Raw genomic sequence first — 20,315 nt, forward strand, 5'->3', positions numbered from 1 at the left:
TCGAATGAACTAGGTGGAACGCGCTGCGCGTCTCAGAATATCTTGTCGTCGAGCAAACGCAGCAGGTATTGGCCATACGCGTTTTTCTTCAACGGCCGGGCTAGCTGCTCCAGTTTGGCGCCATCGATATATCCTTTGCGGTAGGCGATTTCCTCGGGGCAGGCAACTTTCAAGCCTTGGCGGTTTTCAATGGTGGCGATGAATTGGCCCGCTTCGAGCAGGGATTCATGCGTGCCCGTATCGAGCCAGGCCATGCCGCGCCCCATCAGCTCGACGTTCAACTGCCCGCGCTCCAGATAGGTGCGGTTGACATCCGTGATTTCCAGTTCGCCACGTGCTGACGGGGCGATGCCGGCTGCGATATCGCACACCTGGCTGTCGTAGAAATACAGGCCGGTGACGGCGTAGTTCGATTTTGGCTTGAGCGGCTTTTCCTCGATGCTGATGGCGCGACGTTGCGCGTCGAAATCGACGACACCATAGCGTTCCGGATCGTGTACGTGATAAGCGAATACGGTCGAGCCACTGGTGCGTGCCGAGGCTTCGCGCAACTGCGTTTCAAAGTCATGGCCGTAATAGATGTTGTCGCCCAGAATCAGGGCCGATGGCGCATCGCCGACAAACTCTTTGCCGATGATGAACGCCTGTGCCAGGCCGTCCGGAGTCGGCTGCACGGAGTAGCTGAGCTTGATGCCCCACTGGCTGCCGTCACCCAGCAATTCATGGAAGCGCGGTGTATCTTGTGGCGTGGAAATGATCAGGATGTCGCGTATGCCGGCCAGCATCAGCGTGGTCAGCGGATAGTAGATCATCGGCTTGTCATACACGGGCAGCAGCTGCTTCGACACGGCCATGGTGACGGGGTACAGGCGTGTGCCGGAACCGCCAGCGAGGATAATGCCCTTGCGTTCGATGGTGGTTCCCATTATTTTTGCTCCTGGGCCGTGTCGCGTGCCGCGTAGTTTTTCTCTACCCACTTCAGGTAATCGCCCGACTGCACATCGCGTACCCAGGCTTGGTTGTCCAGATACCACTGGACGGTCTTGCGGATGCCGGTGGCGAAGGTTTCGGCCGGCTTCCAGCCCAGTTCGCGCTCGATCTTGCGCGCGTCGATGGCGTAGCGGCGGTCATGGCCTGGGCGATCCTGCACATAGGTGATTTGTTCGCGATAGCTGCCGGATGCCTTGGGATCGAGCGTATCGAGGATGTCGCACAAGGTATGGACGACTTCCAGATTGGCCATTTCATTCCAGCCGCCCACGTTGTAGACCTCGCCCAGGCGTCCTGCTTCCAGGACGCGGCGGATCGCCGAGCAATGGTCGCCCACGTACAGCCAGTCGCGCACTTGCATGCCATCGCCATAGATAGGCAAGGCTTTGCCGGCACGGGCATTGCTGATGATGAGCGGGATCAGTTTTTCCGGGAAATGGAAGGAGCCATAGTTGTTCGAGCAGTTGGTGGTGAGCACCGGCATGCCATACGTATGGAAATACGCGCGCACCAGATGATCGGACGCCGCTTTCGATGCCGAATAGGGGCTGTTTGGTGCATACGGCGTTGTTTCCGTGAATGGCGGATCATGCGGTCCTAAGGTGCCATACACCTCGTCGGTCGAGACGTGCAGGAAGCGGAAACCGTCCTTGGCTTCACCTGTCAGGCCAGACCAATAAGCGCGTGCCGCTTCGAGCAGGCTGAAGGTGCCGTTGACATTGGTCGAAATGAATTCGCCGGGGCTATGGATCGAGCGATCAACATGGCTCTCCGCGGCAAAATGCACGATGGCGCGGGGCTGGTGTTCTGTCAGCAGGCGGGAAATGTGAGCGGTATCGCAAATATCGCCGCGTACGAAGATATGCCGCGGGTCTTGCTCCAGGCTGGCTAGATTGCTTAAATTGCCAGCGTAGGTCAGTTTGTCAAAATTGACCACGGGCTCATCGTTAAGCGCCAGCCAGTCGCGTACAAAATTGGAACCGATGAAGCCGGCGCCGCCAGTCACTAAAATCATATTGCTTTCCTTTGCTCACTTGAACGAATTCACAGGCGTTCCCGAGTGTGCAATCGTCGATGGACGACCTGACTGAACGTGCTAGTACGAGATAGCATTATGTGCTTGGTATTTTTTTGCATATGATGATACTCTCATTCGTGATTAATATGCGCAATCTTTCTTGAAGATGGCTTTAACCGTTTTCAGTAAAATAAAGGCCAATTCTTGACATACCTGGCATCCTCAATGTCAAGATGGCGCGCGACGATTTTAATGAGAAAGTAAATCAGTCGGCCAGCTCCGCCAGACGCTGGCGCACCTGCAGCAAGTCTCCCTCGCGCATGCGCGCCGCCGTCTGGCGCAAGGATTTTTCCGCGCCGGCCACACCGGCCGCCACGGCCATCGACAGCCAGATATACGCCTGCTGCAAATCGAGCGGGCCGCCCTGGCCGCTGGCCGCCATCAAGCCCAGATTCATCTGCGCCCGCGCATGGCCCTGGCGTGCGGCCAGCGCATACCAGTCCCAGGCGGCGGCATAGTCCTGCGGCACGTCCTGGCCATTGTCATGGCGCAGGCCCAGCGCGAACTGGGCCAGGCTGTGGCCCTGGGCGGCGGCGCGGCAGTAACAGGCGCAGGCCTGCTGGCTGTCGGGGGCCGGGCCATCGTCGCGGTCGTGCAGGATGCCCTGCATGTATTGCGCGGGCGCGTAATCCTGCTCGGCGGCGCGCCGGTACCATTCCAGCGCCAGCGACAGATCCTGCGGCACGCCCTGGCCATGTTCGTAACGCAGGCCCAGGTCGAACTGCGCCCGAACATGTCCCTGGTCGGCCGCCTTGCGGTACCAGAAGATGGATTCCTGCGCATCGGCGGGCATGCCCTGTCCATGCTCGTACAACAGTCCCAGTTGATACTGGGCGGCGGGGAAGCCCTGCTCGGCGGCCTGGCGGTAGAACGCTTGCGCCTGCGCGTAATCGTGGGCGCCATGTTCATGGTGCAGGCCCAGGTTGTGCTGGGCCGCCGCATGGCCCAGTCCCGCCGCCTTGACATACCACTCCAGCGCAGCCTGTTTATCGCAGGGCACGCCCTGGCCATTGTCGTAGATCAGGCCCAGATTGAACTGCGAACTGGCGTGGCCCTGCTCGGCCGCGCGCCGGTACCAGGCGATCGCCTGCCGGCTGTCTTGCGGCAGCACATCGCCATTTTCATAGCGCAGCGCCAGGTTGAACTGGGCCGGCGCATAGCCCTGCTCGGCCGCCTTGCGCATCCAGGCCGTTGCCTGCTGGCGGTCCTGGCGCACGCCTTGGCCATTGTCGTAGCGCAGGCCCAGGTTGAACTGCGCGCGCGCATAGCCCTGTTCGGCCGCCTTGCGGTACCAGGCGATCGCTTGCACGAAGTCCTGCGGCACGCCCTTGCCATTGTCATACATCATGCCCAGATTATTCTGCGCACCCGCGTCGCCCTGTTCCGCCGCGCGGCTGAACCACAGCATGGCTTGCCCGCTGTCTTGCGCGAGTCCCTGGCCCTTGGCGTACAGCCAGCCCAGGTTGTACTGGGCCGCCGCGTAGCCCTGCTCGGCCGCCTGCTGGTACCAGTGCGCCGCCTGGGCAAAATCCTGCGGCACGCCCTGGCCCTTCTGGCACATCACGCCCAAGTTGTATTGCGCATGCTCGAGCCCCTGCGCGGCAGCCAGGCCATACCAGTGCAGCGCCTGCGCATAGCTTTGTTCGATGCCCTGGCCATTGAAATACATGAAGCCCAGGCCGTGCTGGGCGTTCGCATTGCCTTTCTCGGCCAGTCCTTTCAGACGTAGGTAGTCAGCCGTGTAGCGGGGATCGGCAAGCAACACTGTCAAGCCTCGATGGTCAGCGTCCGGGACGGCGCGGGCGCGGCTTCGGCGATCAGGCGGTTCTGCTCCTGCAGTACGCCGATGAAACTGCCCAGCGAAATGGGCCGGTGGTACAGATAGCCCTGCATCGTGGTGCAGCCCTTGTCCTGCAGGTAGCGCGCCTGCCCTTCCGTCTCCACGCCTTCGGCGATCAGATGCAGGCCCAGGCCGCGCGCGATCGAGATGATGGCCAGGATGACGGGATAGTGTCCGTGCTCGTCGTGGATTTCCTTCACAAACGACTGGTCGATCTTGATCGTGTGGATGGGGAAGCGGTGCAGGTACGACAGCGAGGAATAACCGGTGCCGAAATCGTCGATGGCCACCGACACGCCCAGCTGGCACAGCGTGTTCAACTGCTCGATCGCATACTGCGGATTGCGGATGCAGATGTTTTCCGTGATCTCCACTTCGATCTTTTCCGGCGCGATGCCGTAGCGCGTCAGCGCGCCGCGCATCTTCTCGAAAAAGTCGCCCCGGTCCAGATATTGCGGCGACAAATTGAGCGACAGGCGCACAGCTTCGCCGCCTGCCGCATCCCATTGCAGCAGGTCGCGGCACAGGGCGCCCAGCATCCAGTCCGAGATCGGCAGCATCAAGCCGTTTTCCTCCGCGAATGGCAAGAATTCGCCGGCCGTCAGCAAGCCGCGCTGCGGGTGGTTCCAGCGCATCAGGCCTTCGGCACCGACGATGCGGCCCGTCATCACGTCCACCTGCGGCTGGTAATACATCTCCAGCTGGTTCAGCTCCAGCGCCTTGCGCAAGCTTTGCTCGAGCGCGATCTTCTGATGCGACACGTCGAGCATGGACTCGTGATAAAAACTGTGGCCGTTCTTGCCCAGCGCCTTGACCTGGTACATGGCAATGTCGGCATGGCGCAGCAGCTCGTCGATGGTCTCGCCATCGCCCGGATAGATGGCGATGCCGATCGAGGCCGAGATATGTACCTGGTTGCCATCGAGGTCGAAGGGCTGGTGCAGGCATTCGAGGAATTTGTCGGCGATCAGGCGCGCATCCTGGCGGTCGCGCAGTTCCGGCAGCACGATGGTGAATTCATCGCCACCCTGGCGCGCCAGGGTATCGCCGCGGCGCAGACAATCCTTCAGGCGCAGCGCCACCTGCTGCAGCAATTCGTCGCCCTTCACGTGGCCCAGGGTATCGTTGACCAGTTTAAAACGATCGAGGTCGATGAACATCACGGCCAGCTCCGTCAGCTTGCGCCGCGCCTGGATCACGGCCAGCCCCAGGCGGTCCTTGAACAGCATGCGGTTCGGCAGATCGGTCAGGATGTCGTGATAGGCCTGGTAGGAGATGACTTCCTCTGCGCGCTTGCGGTCGGTGATGTCGCGCGCCACGCCGTAGGTGCCGAAGTATTCCTGCTTTTTCGCTTCCTGATCGTGGCCGTGCATGCCGATCGAATTGAGCGGAATCGTCATCAAGGTGTTGTTGAAGGTGCGGTCGCTGCCAGTGCCGCTATGGCACTTCAGGCGCAGTTCCACATTGCGCGAGGCGCGCTCGTCGAGGCGACGCTCATTGAAGGCATAGCGCGCCCGCTCCTGGTCTTCATCGTGCACGAGGATGGAATAATGGCTGCCGATCAGCTCTTCGCGGCTAAAGCCCAGCAACTGGTGCACCCTGTCGTTGATGAAGGTGATGCGGCCTTCGTGGTTCAAGGTATAGATGATGTCGGGCGAGCTGTCGACCAGGTAGCGGTACATCTTTTCCGAGTTTTCCAGCTGCAGCGCGATGCGCTCGTTTTCCAGCGCCAGCTTGCGCTTTTGCAGCGCGTTCTCCACCGTCTTGAGCAGCTCTTCGCGGCTGTAAGGCTTGCGCAGATAATCGTAGGCGCCGCGCTTCAGGGCGCCGATGGCCGCCTCGATGCCGACGTCTCCGCTCATGACGATCACGTCGCCCTCGATGCCGCGCCGGTTGATGTGGTCCATGATTTCATGGCCGCTCATGTCGGGCAGGCGCAAGTCGAGCAGGATCAGGTCGAAGCGCAGTTTCGACAACTGCGCCAGCGCTTCGCTGCCGCAGGTAGCCGTGTGCAGCTGGTAGCCGCGGTCTTTCAGCAATTCGTGGAGGGAGGCGAGCAAACGGGGCTCGTCGTCGACCAGCAGGATGCGCGGGCTGTTTTCCAGGTCAAACGGAATGGCGGAGGAGTTCATGGACGTTACGAAGACAAGGCGGTATTGCCGGGCGCGGGCAGCGCGGCTGCAGCGCTCGCCGGCAAGGGAATGGGCAGTAAAATTTCAAACGAGGTGCCGGACTTGCTGCTGCGGCAGCCAATCACGCCATGCAGGCGCGTGACCAGGTCATGCACGATGGACAGGCCCAGGCCGTGATGCGCGCCTTCCTTGCTGCTGCGCACAGGCGAGAACAGATTGGCCAGCACTTCCGGCGCCAGGCCGGCGCCATTGTCGCTGACGCACAGTTCCAGGTACAGGCGGCGGTCGCGGTTGACGTGGCCACGGTTCGCCACTTCGATGCGCCCGCCATCGGGCAAGGCTTCGACGGCGTTCTTCAGCAGATTGAGCAGGATTTGCTTGAGCATGTCGGCATCGGCCTCCACCTCGCATGGCGCATCCTGCATGCGCATGACCACCTCGATCTTGGGCGGCAGGAAGTCGGTGGCGCGGAACAATCGCAGCACATCGTCGACGACGCGCGCGCAATCGGTCACGCCGCTGGCCGCTGCCGGCTGCAGATCGGCCAGGCCGCCGATCAACTGACCGACCCGGTCGATTTCCTCGTTCAGGATCGCCATTTCGCCCGACACCGGCTCCTGCTTTTCCAGCTTGTGATCGAGCACGCTCAGGTAGTTCTTGATGATGGACAGCGGGTTGTTCACTTCATGCACGACGCGGCGCGACGCGGCGCGGTATTCCTCGGCCACGTGATCGAGCTGGCGCCGCGCCAGGCCGCGCGCGCTGATGGCCGTTTCCAGCGCGGTGGCGGCCTGGTTGGCATACGCGCGCAGGAAACCCTCGCGCTTCTGGCAAGCGGGAATCTGCCATGCCGCCACACCGCCAATGAGCACGCCGAGGCTGCGCTGGCCCGACGCCAAAGGCACGCAGACCAGGCTGTCGGTACCGAGGATGCGGAACAGCTGCTCTTCGACGATGCCCAGCGCAGGCATGTCGCGTTTCAGGAACGCCGGCTGGCACTCGAGCGCCGAGGCGGCCAAAGGTCCACCCTTGGCCAACGGGATCGAGAAGCCGGCCAGGCGCTGCTGATGTTCGCCCGCCGCCACGCCGACGAGCGCATGGCCGGTGGCGTTTTGCAGCAGGATGACGGCGGTGTCGAAATCGAACAGGATGCGCGCCGAGCGCGTGATGGCTTCGAGCAGATTGCTCTCGCCCTGCTGCCGGGCGAAGGTCTGTCCCACTTCGGACACCAGCACCATGTTGCGCACTTCGTCGGACAGGCGCCGCTGCACCGGATCGACGGATGGCGGCGCATACGCGGGCGGCGTGGCGATATCGTCGGCGCCGGCCAGGTCGATGCCCAGATGCTGCGCGGCCTGCTCCACCTGGCGCGCGACGCTGCCGGCCAGGTCGTCCAGTGTCTCGACGTCCAGCGCACACAGGCTTGCCGCCTGCGTGATGGACTCGGCCTCGTCCGCATCGTCGGCATGGCAGCACAGCAGGTGCGCCAGGCGCACGATGCGGATCAGGGGATGGCTCGCCTCCAGGCGCGCCAGCGGTTCATGGTGATACAGCACGCTGTCAGCCAGGAAGGAATCGAGATGCCAGCGCTCGATCAGCCAGGCGCCCGCTTCGGCATGCGTGATCTGCAAGGTGCGCTGCTCCACCGCGCACAGGGCGGCATCGTCGCGCGCCGTGAAATTGAAGGCGTATTCCTTCGGCGCCGTGGCCAGCAAGGCCAGGCGGCCCACGTTGTGCAGCAAGCCCGCCAGATACGCTTCCTCGGCGTGCGGATAGGCCATGGCTTTGGCCAGCGCGCGCGCCATGACGGCGGCCGATAGCGAACTTTTCCAGAAGGCGCGCAAATCCGTGCTGCCGGAATGGGGAAAGCTGTTGAAGGTCTGGAAGACAGATTCGCTGATGACCAGGGTCTTGATCATGTCCGTGCCGAGCGACACGAGCGATTGCTCCAGGCTGACGACCTTGCTCTGGCGGTGATAGGCCGAGCTGTTGGCCACACCGAGGATCTTGCTGGTCATGCCCGCATCCTTGGCGATCAGGGCGGCCAGCTCCGGCATGCCGGCATCGTCGGCCTGCAGGTGGGCGATCAGCTTGAGGAGGATCTGCGGCATGGCCGGCAGGCGGGCAATCAGCAGGCGATTGCGTATATCTTGATCAGATTGATGCATCGTATCAGGCATTGCCGGTTCGAAAAGGATGAGCGCTCAGCAGCGAAGCGCGGCCACGTTCAGAGGAATCCTCCACTCCTGTAAGCAAAAAATGTGTTGCCTGAGAGGATGCCGGGAAAGCAGTCATCTTATCATAAGCGCCGGATATTACTTGCAATATAGAAAATTAAGTTGAAATAAATCCAGCGTTCTGCCATGGAAACTTATGCCCTGGAGGAACCCAGCAAACGGTGGCGGAAGCGCCGCGATATCAGCCACAGCGCCAGTGCCAGGCCTGTAAACGCCAGCTGGCCCGAGGCCAGCCACAGCACGGAACCGGACAGCAGCGGCGAGATCACGCCAGCCACCACAGCGCCCAGCAAGGTGCTGGCAAACGACTGGCACGAGGCCACCGTGCCGCGGATATGCGGGAACAAATCGAGCGCCAGCAGGGTCGCGCCCGGCCCCACCAGCGACATGCCGAAGGTGTAGAAGAACAGGGGCAGCACCGACCAGGGCAGCGATGGCGGCAGGAACAGGTGATACACGACATTGACGCTGGCGGCGCACAGCAGGAAGGCAAAGCCGATGCCGATCTGGCGCGCGAACGTGACCTTGCCGGCGATGCGGTTGGCCGCCGCGGCGCCCATGAAGATGCCGCTCACGCAGGGAATGAACAGCCAGGCGAATTGCGATGGCCCCAGGCCCAGCTGCTTGGGCAGCATTTCCGGCGCGGCCGTGATGAACAGGAACAGGCCCGCGAAATTGAGGGCGACAATGCCCGCCTTGATGTGGAACAGGGGCGAGCGCAGGATCTGGCCATAGCTCGACGCGAGAAAACGCGGATTGAACGGCTGGCGCTTGGCCAAAGGCAGGGTTTCGGGCAGGCGCCAGTAGCAGAACGCCAGCAGCACCACCGTGTAAAAGGCGAGGAACAGGAAGATCGAGCGCCAGTCGAACCAGATGACGATCCAGCCGCCGAGAATCGGCGCCACGGCCGGAGCGATGGAAAAGATCATCGTCACCAGCGACAGCAGCCGCGCCGCCGCCGCATCGGCATACAGGTCGCGGATGATGGCGCGGCTGATCACCACGCCGGCGCCGGCCGAGACGCCCTGCATGATGCGGAAGAACCACAGATAGTGCACCGTATGCGCCGAAGCGCAACCCAGCGAGCCGATGGCGAACATCAGCAGGGACACGAGAATGACGTTGCGCCGGCCGAAGGTATCCGAAATCGCGCCATGCCACAGCACCATGCCGGCAAAGGCCAGCATGTAGAACGTCAGCGACTGCTGCACTTCCAGCGGCGACGCCTGCAACGAACCCTGGATCGCGCCAAACGCGGGCAGATACGTATCGATCGACAGGGGGCCCAGCATCGACAGCCCGGCCAGCATCATCGCCAGCGCACCGCGGCTCAGCGGCGCCATGTGGCTCGGCGTGGGAGGCGGAACGGGGGTAACCGGGTCGGGCGGCACATCGGCCGGTGGGGTGGGAAACATGGCGGATCCAAAGTGGCGCGCGGACCGGTTGCCGTCCGCGCGCGGGGTTACTGCGGGTGTCTTGCGGTGAATGCTTACTGCTGTGGCTTCGGTTTCGCTTCTTCGCGGCGGTTATAGCCTGCGACCATATCAAAGCGGAACAAACGGCATTCCAGCGCACCGTTGAAGAATGGCGTTTTGCGCGCTTCCTTCAGGCGCAGCAGCTTGGGCAAGCCCAGGTCGGCCGTAAACAGGAACACGGTCCAGCCGGCGAAACGCTGCTTCAGGGTCGTGCCCATGGCCGAGTAGAAGGACGTCGACAGTTCATCTTCCGGGATGGTGCTGTCGCCGCGCACGCCGATACGCTCGCCGTACGGCGGGTTGGTCAGCATGATGCCCGGCACGTCGCTTGGCGGCTTGACTTCCTGCGCCTCGATCTGTTTCAAGGGCACGTCGAAGCGCACGCCGGCGCAACGCAGGTTGTGGCGCGTCATGGCGACCATGTCGCCCGAGATATCGCTGCCGAAAATCGTCGGTTCGGCCGGCAGCGGATTGACCTTGATAGCGTTTTTCATGGCATTCCATGGCGCCGGATCGAAGTCGTGGAAGTTTTCAAACGCGAACTGGCGCGAGGCGCCCGGAGGTATCCCCTGCAGCATCTGCGCCGCTTCGGCCAGGATGGTGCCGGAACCGCACATCGGGTCGAACAGCACCATGCCAGGCTTCCAGCCCGACACGCGCAGCAGGCCGGCGGCCAGGTTTTCGCGCAGCGGCGCGTCGCCCGTCTCTTCGCGCCAGCCGCGCTTGAACAGGGCTTCGCCCGAGGTGTCGAGGTAGACGGTGAACGTGTGCGCGTCGAGGAAGCCGACGATGCGCATGTCCGGCGTCTTGGTATTGACCGAAGGACGCTCGTTGAACTGGTCGCGGAAGCGGTCGCAGATCGCATCCTTGATTTTCAAGGTCGTGAATTCCAGGCTGCGCAGCGGCGATTTGACGGCCGTGACGTCGACGCGGATCGTGTGGTGCACGCCGAACCAGTCTTCCCAGGATTGCGCCAGGGTCAGGTCATAGATGTCGTTTTCCGTCTTGTAGCCGGAATGGGCCATGCGCATCAGCACGCGCGAAGCGATGCGCGAATGCAGGTTGATGCGGTAGGAATCGAGCAGGTCGCCCGAGCAGTGTACGCCGCCCGGTACCTGGTTGTGGACCTTCATGGTCGCACTATCCTGGGCGATCTCGCCCAGTTCCTCGGCCAGCGCCGCTTCCATGCCGCGCGGGCATGGGCAAAAATATGAAGCCATGGTGTACCTTTTATCCGTTGTAGTGAAGACCCGCAGGCACCTGCTGCGCGGTACGGCGCTCTCCCGGCGATGCTCGCCGTACCTTTGTACGGCTGCGCTTCTCGGACAAGCGGCGATCCGCTCGCGACGGTGCCTGCGGGTATCGTTACTTTTACTACATTAAAAAAACTACTTTGTTAACACTGCTTTTAACTTGCTACCTCGCCAGCCGACATGTGCCGCTGACTGTGCTTGTCGGATTACGCGCGGGGCGCTAATCCGACCTACATCCTTTATTTATTTTTCTTCCAGCGCCCGCTCGACGAAATCGAGACGGTCCTGGCCCCAGTACCCTTCGCCATCGACGATGTACCACGGCGAGCCAAAGATATTGGCGGCGGTGGCCGCTTCCGTATTCGCGTCGTATTCCGCCTGCACGCTGGCCGTCTCCGACGTTTTCAGCAACTGGCGGCCATCGAAACCGGCGTCAACGGCGATCTGCACAAGCGTTTCTTCGTCACCGATGTTGCGCTCTTCGGCCCACAGGCCGCGCATGATGGCGTGCGCCAGGTTCAGCGATGCTTCCACGCCGTGCGCCAGGCGCGTGGCGATGATCAGCTTGGCCGACGCTTCCGGCGACACGGGGAAGAACTTTGGCTGCAAGATCAATGGCACTTGCAAAAAGGCCGACCAGCGGGCCAGTTCGGTCAGGCGGTAGGCCTGGCGCTGCGGCGCGCGCTTGGCCAGCGGCAGGCCGCCGGAGACGCTGAAGACCTTGCCCAGGTCGAAGGGACGCACGTCGATCTGTGCGCCCGTCTTCGCGGCGATGGCCATCAGGCGCGCGTGGCCCAAATAGGTCCATGGCGAGTGGGGGGCGAAGAAATACTGCACGACTTTGTTCTGACTTGCACTCATCTCGACTCCCTTAGAAAGGCTTGACCACGACCAGCACGACGACGGCCAGCAGCATCACCACCGGCACTTCATTAAACCAGCGGAACCAGGTGTGGCTGCGCTTGTTGAGACCTTTTTCAAACTTGCGCAGGATGGAACCGCAGGCGTGGTGATAGCCGAGCAGCAGCACCACGAACGTCAGCTTGGCGTGCATCCAGCCCGGCATCTTCATGCGGCCTTCGCCCCCGCCATACAGCATCCACATCAGGGCCAGCCCCAGCACCATCGCCGGCAGCGCCAGCAACGACATGAAGCGGTACAGCTTGCGCGCCATCAGCAGCAGGCGCTCGGTGGCCACCGTTTCCGTCTCCATCGCCAGGTTCACGAAGATGCGCGGCAGGTAAAACAGGCCGGCGAACCAGGACATGACGAAGATGATGTGGAAGGCTTTGGTCCAGAGAAAGAGCATGGGGTTCCCAGTGTCGGAGGTGGAGAAAAACAGAGCGCGGGCCGCCTTGTGGGCCGCCCGCGAGGAGACTACTTGCGGATTTCGCCGTGGCCGAATACCACGTACTTGAGCGAGGTCAGGCCTTCCAGGCCCACCGGACCGCGCGCGTGCAGCTTGTCGTTCGAGATGCCGATTTCGGCGCCCAGGCCATACTCAAAACCGTCGGCGAAACGCGTCGACGCGTTCACCATCACCGAGGCGGAATCGACTTCGCGCAGGAAGCGCAGCGCATCGCTGTAGTCTTCCGTGATGATCGATTCCGTGTGCTTCGATGAATACTGGTTGATGTGGTCCATCGCCTCATCGATGCCGTCGACGACCTTCACCGACAGGATGGCCGCCAGGTATTCGGTGGACCAGTCTTCCTCGGTGGCGTGTACCAGGTGCGGATAAGCAGCGGCGGCCAGGATCGCATGGCTTTCCGGATCGGCGCGCAGTTCCACCTGCTTGGTCAGGTACAGCTCGGCCAGCTGCGGCAGCACGGTGGCGGCGATGGCGCGCGACACCAGCAGGGTTTCCATGGTGTTGCAGGTGCCGTAGCGGTGGCACTTCGCGTTGAAGCCGATATCGATCGCCTTCCTGATATCGGCCTTGGCATCGATATAGACGTGGCAAATGCCGTCGAGGTGCTTGATCATCGGTACCGTAGCTTCTTCCATCAGGCGCGCGATCAGGCCCTTGCCGCCGCGCGGCACGATGACGTCCACGTACTGCGGCATGGTGATCAGGGCGCCGACGGCGGCGCGGTCCGTGGTGTCGATGACTTGCACGGCATCGGCCGGCAGGCCGGCTCCCTGCAAGCCTTCGGCCACCAGCTTGGCCAGCGCACGGTTGCAGTGTATCGCTTCCGAGCCGCCGCGCAAGATCGTCGCGTTGCCGCTCTTGATGCACAGGCCGGCCGCGTCCACCGTCACGTTCGGACGCGCTTCATAGATGATGCCGATGACGCCCAGCGGCACGCGCATCTGGCCCACCTGGATGCCCGTCGGGCGGAATTTCATGTTCGAGATTTCACCGATCGGGTCGGCCAGCGAGACGATCTGCGTCAAGCCTTCGACCATGGTGGCAATCGCCGCATCGGACAGGGTCAGGCGGTCGAGCATGGCCGGCGCCAGGCCGGCGGCAGCGGCCGCATCGAGATCGCGCTGGTTGGCGGCGCGCAGCAGATCGGCATCGCGCACGATGGCGGCGGCGATCAGGCTCAAGGCGCGGTTGCGCGTGGCGCTGTCGGCACGCGCCATGGCGCGCGAAGCGGCGCGCGCGCGCGTGCCCACGTCCTGCATATATTCTGTGATGTCCATGCTCGTATCCATATAATAAAAAACTAGCCTCGGGCGATCTTCAGACCCAGCTGCAGCATGGCGTCCCAGGCATCGCCCGCGTAGCCCTTGGCGCGCAAGCCCTTGATCATCTTGTCCACCTGCGCCGCCTGCTGCAGCGCCGCTTCCAGCACAGGCAGCGAAATGCGCCGCAGGGCCGGTTCCATCATCCGCTCACGCGGACCCCAGATGCGGTATTCCTTCAGCAGCGCGCCCAATGGACGCCCTTGCGCCATGCCGGCCTTCAATTTTAACAGCGTACGGATTTCCTCGGAGACGGCCCACAAGACCAGCGGCAGCGCCTCGCCCTCGCCTTTCAAGCCTTCGAGCATGCGCACCAGGCGCGCCGGATCGCCGGCCAGCATGGCTTCGGACAGCTTGAAGACATCGTAGCGGGCCACGTTCAGCACCGCGTCCTGCACTTGTTCGTACGTCAGCTTGCCCGCGGCATGCAACAAGCCCAGTTTCTGAATTTCCTGGTGCGCCGCCAGCAAATTGCCTTCCACCCGTTCGGCGATGAAGTCAATGCTGGCCCGTTCGGCGCTTTGCCCCTGCGCTGCCAGACGCTGCGATATCCATGCCGGCAACTGCGCCCGTTCCACATTCGGAATGTCGATATACACGGCCGCCTGCTGCAGGCTGGCGACCCAGGCCGCCTTCTGCGTGGCCCAGTCCAGCTTGGGCAAGGTGATCAGGGTGAGATTATCGGGACTGAGATTTTTGGCGTAGCTTTGCAGCGCCGCGCCGCCATCCTTGCCCGGCTTGCCGGTGGGGATGCGCAGCTCGATCAGTTTTTTATCGCCGAACAGCGACAGCTCCTGGTTCGCCGCCAGCAGTTCGCCCCACTTGAAGCTGCGCTCCACCGTCAGCACGTCGCGCTCGGAATACCCTTGCGCGCGCGCCGCGCGGCGGATCTTGTCGGCCGCTTCCAGCGCCAGCAAGTGTTCGTCGCTGGTGATCACATACAGCTGCGCCAGCGGCTTGGCCACATGCCCATCGAGCGCGTCTATCCGCAATTGCATGGCGTCCCCGTTACTGCTGCGGGGCTGCCGGCGCGACCGGCGTCACGGGCGCCACTGGCGCCACCGACATGGCCGGCAGCACCGGCTTGATGGCGGCCAGGCGGCGCATGATCTGTTGTACCAGATCGTTGCGCATGTCGCGGTACAGCGCCGCTTCCTCGGTTTCCTTGGCCAGCACCTGCCTGTCGTCGAAGGTGATAGGACGCACCAGGCTGATGGTCGTCGGTGCCAGCAACTGGTTGCCGGCCTTGTCCAATACGCGGAAATTGATCGCATAGCCAAGTTGGTACTCTTGTACGCGACCACTGGTATTCAGGGACAAAATGGTCTTGGTACGATTCCTCTCCGGATCGCTGAGCACTTCAAGGACGGCGTCGGCGCCATCCTTGGTATTGACCACCTCCGTGCTGCCAATGGCGCGGATATAGCGTTTCAGGCCGATCGCCAGTGGCGACGAGTCGGGCAAGCCGATGTACATCGTCGCGAACGGCAGCATGAAACTGCCGTTCGAACCGCGCAAATGAAAGCCGCAGGCCGACAGCAAAACGGTCAGGCCCAACGCCAGCACGGCGCGGCGGCCCAACAGCGATACTTGAGAGGAAGTCGTCATGATTACACCACGATGCTGATTAACTTGCCTGGCACGACGATGATCTTCTTCGGCGTGGTCTCGACGTACTTCTGCACACTTTCGCACGCCAGCGCAGCCGCTTCGATGCTGGCCTTGTCCGCATCCTTGGCAACCGTGATCGAGCCACGCAGCTTGCCGTTCACCTGGATCATCATCTCGATCTCGGACTGTTCCAATGCGGCCGGGTCGACCTGCGGCCATGCCACGTTCAACAGGTCGCCGTGCACGCCAGCGTAGCCCAGTTCCTGCCACAGCACGTGGGTGATGTGCGGCGCGACAGGGTTCAGCAGGCGCAGGAAGATGGAGAAGCCTTCGGCGATCAGCGCCTTCGACTGCGCGCTGTCATCGAGCTTGGCCGATTCCAGGGTGTTGAGCATCTTCATGCAGGCCGACACGACGGTGTTGTACTGGATGCGCTTCAAGTCGTAATCGGCTTGCTGCAGCAGCTTGTGCAATTCGCGGCGCAGGTTTTTCTGCGCGTCGCCCGTGGCGGGAGCCGCGCCGCCAGCCAGTGCGGATTGAATCGTGGCCGACTGCGCATAGCCGAAGTTCCACACGCGGCGCAGGAAACGGTTCGCGCCTTCGACGCCGCTGCCCGACCATTCCAGCGTCTGTTCCGGGGGCGAGGCGAACATGGTGAACAAGCGGGCCGTATCGGCGCCATACTGCTCGATCTGCGCTTGCGGGTCGATGCCGTTGTTCTTCGACTTCGACATTTTTTCCGTGCCGCCGATTTCCACCGGCTGGCCGTCGGCCACCAGGACGGCGCTTTGCGGACGGCCCTTGTCATCGAGGGACAGGCGCACGTCGTCCGGGTTGAACCAAGTGGTCTTGCCCGCCGCGTCCTTGCGGAAGTAGGTTTCGTTGAGCACCATGCCCTGCGTCAGCAGGTTGACGAATGGCTCGTCGAACTTGACCAGGCCGAAGTCGCGCATGATCTTGGTCCAGAAGCGCGCGTACAGCAAGTGCATGACGGCGTGTTCGATGCCGCCGATGTACTGGTCCATCGGCATCCAGTAATCGTTGCGCGCGTCGACCATGGCGTCGTTCGAGCCTGGCGAGGTATAGCGCATGTAGTACCACGACGAATCGACGAAGGTATCCATGGTGTCCGTCTCGCGGCGCGCCGGCTTGCCGCACTGCGGGCAGTCGCACTGCAAGAAGGCTTCATATTTGTTCAGCGGATTGCCCGTGCCGTCCGGCACGCAGTCTTCCGGCAGCACCACTGGCAGATCTTTTTCCGGCACCGGCACCACGCCGCAATCGGCGCAATGGATCATCGGGATCGGCGTGCCCCAGTAGCGCTGGCGCGAAATGCCCCAGTCGCGCAGGCGGAACGTGGTTTTCTTTTCGCCCAGGCCCAGTTCGGCCAGGTCGGCGGCCACCGCATCGACGGCGGACGCGAAATGCAGGCCGTCGTATTTGCCGGAGGCGACGCAGACGCCGTCCTTGCTGCCATACGATTCCTGCCAGGCGTCCGTCGAAAATTCCTGGCCCTTGACTTCGATCACTTGCTTGATCGGCAGATTGTATTTCTTGGCAAAGCCAAAATCGCGTTCGTCGTGCGCCGGCACGCCCATCACGGCGCCATCGCCGTAGGTGATCAGCACGTAGTTGCCGACCCAGACTTCCACTTGCGCGCCCGTCAACGGATGGGTGACGAACAGGCCGGTCGGCATGCCCTTCTTCTCCATCGTTGCCATGTCCGCTTCGATCACGGAACCGAGCTTGCATTCGGCGTTGAAGGCCGCCAGCGCAGGATTGCTTTGCGCGGCGTGGATAGCCAGCGGGTGCTCGGCGGCCACGGCGCAGAAGGTCACGCCCATGACGGTGTCCGGACGCGTGGTAAACACATACAGCTTGCCGTCGCCGATCAGGCTACCGTCGGCATCCGCGATTGTGTGCGGGAAGGCGAAGCGCACGCCCGTCGACTTGCCGATCCAGTTGGTCTGCATGATGCGCACGCGCTCGGGCCAGCCCGGCAGCTTGTCGTCCACATAGGCCAGCAGCTCTTCCGCGTAATCGGTGATGCGCGCGTAGTACATGGGGATTTCGCGCTTTTCGATCAGCGCGCCCGAACGCCAGCCCTTGCCATCGACGACTTGTTCGTTGGCCAGCACGGTCTGGTCGATCGGGTCCCAGTTCACGGTACCGGTCTTCTTGTAGATGATGCCTTTTTCCAGCATCTTGAGGAACATCCACTGATTCCATTTGTAGTATTCGGGCTTGCAGGCGGTCATTTCGCGCGACCAGTCGATGGCCAGGCCCATCGATTCCATCTGCTGCTTCATGTGGGCGATGTTCGAATACGTCCATTGCGCGGGCGGCACGTTGTTGGCCATGGCCGCGTTTTCCGCCGGCATGCCGAACGCATCCCAGCCCATCGGCATGAGCACGTTGTAGCCGTTCATGCGCAGGTAGCGGTACATCACGTCATTGATCGTATAGTTGCGCACGTGACCCATGTGCAGCTTGCCCGAAGGGTAAGGCAGCATCGAGCAGGCAAAATACTTGCCTTTTGGGAAACGCGGGTCGTGTTCGACGGCTTTATAGGCGTCGATCGCCTTCCAGTGCGATTGGGCGGCTTGTTCGACGTCGGCGGGACTATATTTGTCTTGCATAATGGATGTGCGACCAGCGTGGCCCGGCCAATAGTGGATATGAACCGAGCATTATACTGGTTGTCGCCGCCCGATAGCGCAGCGCGCTGGCGGCCCGGGCGCGCATATTTTGGCCGGCGCACAATTATGCTGTGTAAGATATACGCAATCTTGTTCTTTGCATCAAAGCCGGCCATGATCGTCTACCAGGAATATCCACCCATCCCCGCCCTGCGGCCCTGGCTGGACTGCGTCTGGACGTGCCGCGTGCAGACGGGCGCCACGCCCTTCACGCACCAGGTCTTGCCCGACAATTGCATCGACATCCTGTGCCAGGACCAGCAGGACGCCAGCTTTGCCGTCGGCATGATGACGGCGCCCATCGCCGTCGTCAGCCAGGGCCTCGTGCAGACGGTGGCGGCCCGCTTCAAGCCGGGCGCGGCGGCGCGTTTCTTCCAGCTGCCCTTGTGCGAGCTCAACGATGGACGCACGGGATTGCAGCAGCTGTGGGGCCGCGAGCTGGCGGCGCGCCTCGGTGACGCGCTATGGTGCGAGCCCTTGACCAATGTGCAACGAGTTTCCATTTTGCAAGAATATCTGCTGCTGCGCCTGCGCACCGCGCCGCCACGGCGTCAGGCTGGCGCGGCCGACCACGCGATCGCGGCCATCGAGGCGGCAGCCGGCCAGGTGCGCGTGGATGGGCTTGCGCAGCAGCTGGGCGTGTCGCGCCAGCACCTGGCGCTGCAATTTCGCCAGCAAGTGGGCATCAGCCCGAAGCTGTTTGCCCGCATCTGCCGCTTTCGCGCCGCCAGCCAGGGCATGCGAAGCCTGGCGGGCCAGCAGGATTGGGCACAAGTGGCCTTGCAATATGGTTATTTCGACCAGTCGCACCTGATCCACGACTTCCAGGATTTCGCCCGCAGTTCGCCCGAGGCGTGGCTGGCGGGCCGGCGCACTTGAATACCTTCCATTTTTACAATCACGCGCCGCGCGCCGGTGGCATGATGACCGTATTCTTCATTCATCAGGAGTAGCACATGATCAAGGGTTTACGCACCGTCACCTATCCTGTCCCCGACCTGGACAAGGCCAAGGCCTGGTACAGCCAGGTATTCGGCACGGCGCCGTATTTCGACCAGCCGTTCTATGTCGGCTTCAATATCGGCGGCTTCGAGCTGGGCTTGCTGCCGGACGGCCAGCCGGGCACGCAGGGCAGCGTGACGTACTGGGGCGTGGACGGCATCGAGCAGGAAGTCGAGCGCATCGTGGCGCTGGGTGGCAGCCTGCACCATCCGATCACGGACGTGGGCGACGGCATCCGCACGATGGAATTGCTCGACCCGTTCGGCAACCAGATCGGCCTGATCGACAATCCCCACTTCGACACGGCCAAGGTCGTCTAGGCCGCCTCGTCTTGCAGCCATTGCCGGAACTGCTGCAAGGCCAGTTTTTCATGCGCCGCCTCGGGCGTGATCAGGTAATACGCGCGCTGGCCGCGCAGTGGGCGCTCGCATGCGATGCGCAGCTCGCCGCGCGCCAGTTCCGCCTCCACCAGCATGCGTGGCAGCAAGACCACGCCCTGCCCTTGCACGGCCGCCATGGCCAGCATGGAAAACAGTTCATAGCGGGCGCCGTAGCGCGCCAGTTCCCCATCGACCTGCATGGCGTCAAACCACTGGCGCCAGGCGCCTGGGCGCGTACTTTGCTGCAACAAGGTCAATTCCAATAAATCCTGCGGCTGCCAGGCGCTGCGCGCGGCCAGCAGACGGGGGCTGGCGACGGGCACGATTTCTTCATGCATGAGCAAGGTGGCGCGCGTGCCGGGCCAGCGCGCCAGCTGCTCGGGCGTGCCCGCGTACAGGGCGCCGTCGTATTCCGTATCGGCAAACATGAACGGTTTCGTGTAGGCGTCGATATGCACGACGATGTCCGGGTGCAAGCCCGCCAGTGAAGCCAGCCGCGGCATCAGCCAGCGCGTGGCAAACGTGGGGACCGAAGCCAGTTGCAAGGCGCCGCCACCGCCTTGGCGCGCCATGGTGTCGAGCGTGTCGCGCTCGAGACCATCGAGACGCGCCGCGATCTGCCGCGCATACGCGGCGCCGGCGCTGGTCAGCAACACGCCATGGCGCGTGCGCTGGAACAGTTGCACGCCAAGAAAGCTTTCCAAGGAGGATATCTGGCGCGACACGGCACTTTGCGTCAGCGACAGTTCGCGCGCCGCATGCGTGTAGCTCTGGTGCCGCGCAGCCGCTTCGAAGCAGTTCAGGGCTTGCAGCATGGGAATTTTGCGTGACATGGGGAGTATCCGGCCGGTGAAAGGCTCCTAGTATGCCGCAAGATATGCGCCACACGCATGTCTGGGTGCGAAAAAATCGTTTGCGCAAGGCTAG

Annotated in this window: 16 protein-coding genes; 2 read left to right on the forward strand and 14 right to left on the reverse strand. The window is 62.6% G+C overall.

Annotated elements, in window-relative coordinates; genetic code table 11:
* Window positions 1-32: 32 nt before the first annotated feature.
* The 13 genes from rfbA to leuS form a co-directional block, all read right to left on the reverse strand.
* Window positions 33-926 (reverse strand): glucose-1-phosphate thymidylyltransferase RfbA, encoded by an 894-nt coding sequence (gene rfbA / locus MRBLMS1_RS29150; RefSeq protein ID WP_485883882.1) that lies wholly within the window; start codon window positions 924-926, stop codon window positions 33-35.
* Complete coding sequence (gene rfbB / locus MRBLMS1_RS29155) at window positions 926-2,005, reverse strand: dTDP-glucose 4,6-dehydratase (RefSeq protein ID WP_485883884.1); 1,080 nt, start codon at window positions 2,003-2,005, stop codon at window positions 926-928. The genes rfbA and rfbB overlap by 1 nt, the downstream gene beginning before the upstream one ends.
* Window positions 2,006-2,273: 268 nt before the next feature.
* Window positions 2,274-3,833, reverse strand: coding sequence for an SEL1-like repeat protein (locus tag MRBLMS1_RS29160; RefSeq protein ID WP_485884045.1), 1,560 nt, complete (start codon window positions 3,831-3,833; stop codon window positions 2,274-2,276).
* 2 nt (window positions 3,834-3,835) lie between these two features.
* Window positions 3,836-6,040, reverse strand: a complete 2,205-nt coding sequence (locus MRBLMS1_RS29165; protein ID WP_128141712.1) for an EAL domain-containing response regulator — start codon at window positions 6,038-6,040, stop codon at window positions 3,836-3,838.
* Between the two features lie 5 nt (window positions 6,041-6,045).
* The gene (locus tag MRBLMS1_RS29170) at window positions 6,046-8,208 is read right to left on the reverse strand and encodes an HDOD domain-containing protein (protein ID WP_485883887.1); all 2,163 of its coding nucleotides are present in this window, start codon (window positions 8,206-8,208) and stop codon (window positions 6,046-6,048) included.
* 203 nt (window positions 8,209-8,411) lie between these two features.
* Complete coding sequence (locus tag MRBLMS1_RS29175) at window positions 8,412-9,692, reverse strand: multidrug effflux MFS transporter (protein WP_485883889.1); 1,281 nt, start codon at window positions 9,690-9,692, stop codon at window positions 8,412-8,414.
* Window positions 9,693-9,766: 74 nt separating this feature from the next.
* Complete coding sequence (locus tag MRBLMS1_RS29180; protein ID WP_374106838.1) at window positions 9,767-10,972, reverse strand: THUMP domain-containing class I SAM-dependent RNA methyltransferase; 1,206 nt, start codon at window positions 10,970-10,972, stop codon at window positions 9,767-9,769.
* A 276-nt stretch (window positions 10,973-11,248) separates the two neighbouring features.
* Window positions 11,249-11,866 carry a DsbA family protein gene (locus MRBLMS1_RS29185; RefSeq protein WP_485883891.1) on the reverse strand — a complete coding sequence of 206 codons (618 nt, stop codon included), beginning with the start codon at window positions 11,864-11,866 and terminating at the stop codon, window positions 11,249-11,251.
* A gap of 10 nt (window positions 11,867-11,876) precedes the next feature.
* Window positions 11,877-12,314: a CopD family protein gene (locus MRBLMS1_RS29190; protein WP_034745744.1), complete on the reverse strand. Its 438-nt coding sequence runs from the start codon at window positions 12,312-12,314 to the stop codon at window positions 11,877-11,879.
* A 68-nt stretch (window positions 12,315-12,382) separates the two neighbouring features.
* Window positions 12,383-13,666, reverse strand: coding sequence for a glutamate-5-semialdehyde dehydrogenase (locus MRBLMS1_RS29195; RefSeq protein ID WP_456147891.1), 1,284 nt, complete (start codon window positions 13,664-13,666; stop codon window positions 12,383-12,385).
* Between the two features lie 11 nt (window positions 13,667-13,677).
* Complete coding sequence (gene holA, locus MRBLMS1_RS29200) at window positions 13,678-14,694, reverse strand: DNA polymerase III subunit delta (RefSeq protein WP_058048018.1); 1,017 nt, start codon at window positions 14,692-14,694, stop codon at window positions 13,678-13,680.
* A 10-nt stretch (window positions 14,695-14,704) separates the two neighbouring features.
* On the reverse strand, window positions 14,705-15,304 hold the full coding sequence (locus MRBLMS1_RS29205; RefSeq protein WP_128141709.1) for an LPS-assembly lipoprotein LptE: 600 nt from the start codon (window positions 15,302-15,304) through the stop codon (window positions 14,705-14,707).
* Window positions 15,305-15,306: 2 nt separating this feature from the next.
* Window positions 15,307-17,946, reverse strand: coding sequence for a leucine--tRNA ligase (gene leuS, locus MRBLMS1_RS29210; RefSeq protein ID WP_456147892.1), 2,640 nt, complete (start codon window positions 17,944-17,946; stop codon window positions 15,307-15,309).
* A gap of 150 nt (window positions 17,947-18,096) precedes the next feature.
* Here leuS and MRBLMS1_RS29215 point away from each other — a divergent pair, with 150 nt between their 5' ends.
* Together MRBLMS1_RS29215 and MRBLMS1_RS29220 are read left to right on the forward strand one after the other, a co-directional pair.
* The gene (locus MRBLMS1_RS29215; RefSeq protein WP_485883895.1) at window positions 18,097-18,885 is read left to right on the forward strand and encodes a DUF6597 domain-containing transcriptional factor; all 789 of its coding nucleotides are present in this window, start codon (window positions 18,097-18,099) and stop codon (window positions 18,883-18,885) included.
* 77 nt (window positions 18,886-18,962) lie between these two features.
* Window positions 18,963-19,328: a VOC family protein gene (locus MRBLMS1_RS29220; protein ID WP_485883897.1), complete on the forward strand. Its 366-nt coding sequence runs from the start codon at window positions 18,963-18,965 to the stop codon at window positions 19,326-19,328.
* Here MRBLMS1_RS29220 and MRBLMS1_RS29225 read toward each other — a convergent pair.
* Window positions 19,325-20,221 (reverse strand): LysR substrate-binding domain-containing protein, encoded by an 897-nt coding sequence (locus tag MRBLMS1_RS29225; protein ID WP_189396578.1) that lies wholly within the window; start codon window positions 20,219-20,221, stop codon window positions 19,325-19,327. The two genes, MRBLMS1_RS29220 and MRBLMS1_RS29225, sit on opposite strands and share 4 nt — an antisense overlap.
* Window positions 20,222-20,315 lie beyond the last annotated feature (94 nt).

Source organism: Massilia sp. LMS1-1-1.1, assembly GCF_040815535.1.
GTDB classification, from domain to species: domain Bacteria; phylum Pseudomonadota; class Gammaproteobacteria; order Burkholderiales; family Burkholderiaceae_D; genus Janthinobacterium; species Janthinobacterium aestuarii.